This window comes from Microbacterium sp. Bi128 (assembly GCF_918698205.1).
This window is the reverse complement of the sequence record NZ_CAKKMM010000583.1, coordinates 1-3006: the sequence shown is the minus strand read 5'-3', so window position 1 is coordinate 3006 and position 3006 is coordinate 1. Positions and strand designations below refer to the sequence as shown.

General features: G+C 68.1%; 3 protein-coding genes. All 3 read left to right on the top strand.

Annotation, left to right across the window (positions count from 1 at the left end):
- Positions 1–672 (top strand): glycosyltransferase family 2 protein (locus LQV45_RS23295; RefSeq protein WP_230009027.1); only part of this gene is annotated, 672 nt, incomplete at its 5' end.
- Positions 673–765: 93 nt separating this feature from the next.
- Positions 766–1866, top strand: coding sequence for a hypothetical protein (locus tag LQV45_RS23290; protein ID WP_230009026.1), 1101 nt, complete (start codon positions 766–768; stop codon positions 1864–1866).
- 11 nt (positions 1867–1877) lie between these two features.
- Positions 1878–3006: glycosyltransferase (locus tag LQV45_RS23285; RefSeq protein ID WP_230009025.1), on the top strand; the 1129-nt coding region annotated here is incomplete at its 3' end.

Sequence of the window (3006 nt, the reverse complement as noted above, 5' to 3'; positions counted from 1 at the left end):
ATGTACGACGATCCCGACGTTCTGGCGGTCGGCGGCCGGGTGGAACCGCTCTGGGAAGCCGGACGGCCGGGCTACTTCGCCAACGAGCTCGACTGGATTGTCGGCTGCACGTACCGGGGAATGCCCAAAGTCGCCGCCGAAGTCCGCAACGTCATTGGCGCGAACATGTCCTTCCGCGCCAGCGTCCTGGAACGGGTCGGCGGTTTCAACACAACCCTGGGCCGTCAGGACGCCGTCCCGCTGGGCTGCGAAGAGACCGAACTATGCATCCGCGCGGTGATCGGAGCTCCCGGATCCCGGGTGGTCTATGAGCCCGCGGCCCTGGTGCACCACCACGTTCCGGCCGAGCGCGGCACCCTGCGCTACATGCTGGCCCGTTCCTGGGGCGAAGGGATTTCCAAGGCGCAGGTCAGCAGGGTCGTCGGCCACAAACGGGCACTCGGTCCCGAACGGCGCTATGTCCGGCAGGTCCTGCCTCGTGCAGTATTCGCCGGAATCCGCGGCTGGCTCGGCGGCGGGGACCGTGCCGGGCTCGGCCGGGCAGCGGCCATCATCGCCGTGCTCGCGGCCACCGCGACCGGCTATGTGCGCGGCCGCCGGCTGCCTGCGGCGCCGTCGCCGGACAAAGCGGCTGTTGTGACGCCGGAAGAGCCGTGGCGGGAAGTCAAATGAACCGCGCTGCGCCCTTCCCCGTAGACCGCCCGGTGCAGGCCCTGCACCCGGAACCACCTGACCGCAGGAACCCGACCCCAGAAAGCTTGGATCATGAGCCAACCTGAGCGCGACGTGAAACAGCCCATTGGCGCCTCTGCCGGAGCCTCCTTCGATGTCCACGGGATCGTGGGCATCGACGTGGAGGCGGGCACACCAGGGGAACCGCAACTGCGGGATATGCTCGCCCCGTTCCTGGGGAATTCCACCGCGCCGCGGCGGATCACCATCGGCGCCAAGATATCGCCGGTTTCCAGCCAGTCGCACGCGGAGGATGCCTACCGGTTCACCGGGGAGTCCCTCTATATTCCGGCGGACCGCGTCCAGATCATCGAAACAAAGGACGGGTACCGGGTCGAAGGCGCCGGTGAGCTCCTGACCTCTGTGATTCCGCTGCTGGACCGGCTGTGTGTCCAGGAGGAGACGGCAATGATCCATGCTGCCGTGGTGGACTTCCGCGGCTCCGGGGTTCTCCTGCCGGCCTGGGGAGGTGTTGGAAAGACCAGTACGGTGGCGAAGCTGGTGGCCATGCCCGATGTGCGGTTCATGGCCGACGACTGGGCCTTCATGGGCGCCGGCGGAATGCTCATGGGCTACGCCAAACCGATGTTCATCAAACCCCACCACCGCGCCATCTACCCGGACATGTTCCGGGGAACCCGCAAGCCCCTGGCCCCCGGATGGCTGACGACTCCTGTCGCCCATCTGGCCACGGCGGTCCATCCGGTCATTGTCCGCTATCCGAAAACAGCCGCATTCACCCGGCGCTGGTCCCCCGAACACCGCATGGTGCAGCCGGAGCATGTTTTCGGAGCGCAACGGATCTCGTCCGCGGCGCCGGCACAGCTGGCCATCTTCCTCGAGCGCTTCGACGGCGCGGACGCGCGGCTGGAAGCACGCAGCGCCGAGTGGATGACCTACCGGGTCGTCGGCAACTTCCATTCGGAACTGCCCATGGTCTCGCGGCGCCTTGTCGAGGCCCTCGGCGCCACCAGCCTGGTCCCGCTGGAGGAGCATTTTGGCCAGAAGGCGGCCGTGGTGCGCCGGGCCCTGGAGGACGTTCCCTGCTGGCTGCTCCGGCTTCCCGCCGCTTGGTCAGCGGACCAGGCCTCTGACTTCATCGCGAATCTGGTTCGTTCAAAACTGGATGAGTGAGGCGAGGCCACGTGAGCGATCTGAAGGTGTCGGTTGTTGTTCCGGCGCGCAATGCCGCAGCCTGGCTGGGCGAGTGCCTGGAGTCGATCCGCAGCCAACACCCGTACGAGATGATCGTGGTCGATGGCTGCTCGACGGATGACACTGTCGAAATCGCCCGCGACTGCGGGGCGACTGTCATCTCCGATGAAGGACGCGGCCTGCCTGCCGCACGGATGCTCGGCGCCCGCAGTGCCACCGGCGACGTTGTCGCCCTGATCGACGCCGACGTCGTCCTTCCGCCGAAGAGCCTGTCCCGGCTGCTGACCGAATTCGCGGCCGGCGGCTACGACGGCCTGCAATTCGGGCTGGCCAGCGAAGCCGACGGCCCCGGCTATTGGGGGGCTGCGCTGGCCTGGCACCACAACCACAGCCGGGTGCGCAAGTGGTTTGGCGTCAGCGCCACGCTGATGCGCCGCGACGTGCTGCTCGACGTCGGGTTCGACGACGACTTCCGCTCCGGGGAGGATGTGGAGCTGAGAATCCGGCTGGAGCAGGCCGGGTTCAAGCTCGGCGTCTCCGACTCCGTGGTGGTCAGGCACCGGTTTGACGACACGTTCGACTACGCCCGCGACCAATGGCTCCAGGACGGGGCCGGGATGGCCCGGACCGTCCGTAAGCACACGGGCCGCGCCGGCTGGCTCGTGATGCTGCCACTGCTGGCCACCGTGCGGGGGGTTGGCATGTCCCTGGTCCGGGCACCCCGCTTCCTGCCGTACTGGATGGGCTTCCTGCTCTACAACTACCGCGCCATGGCCGGCGAGCTCCTGCGGCCGGCCCACAAACCGATCTCGGTCGGCGGGAACGCGGCCTGGCTGGCCGCCGCGAGGATTGCCCCCATGGTGACGGGCTTCCTGTTCTGGGCACTCGCGGCCCTCGTGCTCCCGCCGGAGCAAATAGGCCTGGGGTCCGCGGTGGTCGCAGCCGCGCTCCTGACCGTGCAACTGGGGATGCTCGGCGTCGGGCCTGCCACACTGACGCTGCTGCCCGCGGAAACTGACGGCGGCCGGCGCCTCATCGCCACCGGCCTGCTTACCGTGGCAACCTGCTCCCTGCTGGGCGCTGGCCTGCTGGTTGCCGTCACCTCGTGGCTCGGCACAG

What these genes read in the sequence shown, in the direction of transcription:
- LQV45_RS23290 (WP_230009026.1), top strand. Translation starts at nt 766, where the DNA reads ATGAGCCAACCTGAGCGCGACGTGAAACAGCCCATTGGCGCCTCTGCC.